Genomic DNA, 255 nt, shown 5'->3' with positions numbered 1-255 from the left:
CTCGCCGCTATCGAACTGGAACTCGAGCAGCTTCAGCCGGCAACGCCAGTCGACGAGCCACGTCAACAGTCCAAACGCGCATCGCTGCCTGCACAGTTGCCGCGTACAGAAATACATCACGAGCCTGGCGGCACCGTATGCCAGTGCGGCTGCGAGCGTGTGCGCATCGGCGAGGACATCAGCGAGAAACTGGATTACACGCCGGGTGTGTTCACGGTAGAGCGGCATATCCGTGGCAAGTGGGTGTGCAGGAAC

1 protein-coding gene is annotated in these 255 nt (G+C 61.2%); it reads left to right on the top strand.

Features of this window, described 5'->3' with window-relative positions; all coding sequences use genetic code 11:
* The coding region (locus ACLFKU_RS44770; protein ID WP_410853523.1) for an IS66 family transposase zinc-finger binding domain-containing protein at positions 1-255 on the top strand (255 nt) is incomplete at both ends.

It is taken from the genome of Paraburkholderia sp. EG304 (assembly GCF_046543485.1).
GTDB lineage: Bacteria > Pseudomonadota > Gammaproteobacteria > Burkholderiales > Burkholderiaceae > Paraburkholderia > Paraburkholderia youngii.
This window is presented reverse-complemented; position numbering and strand designations above follow the sequence as displayed.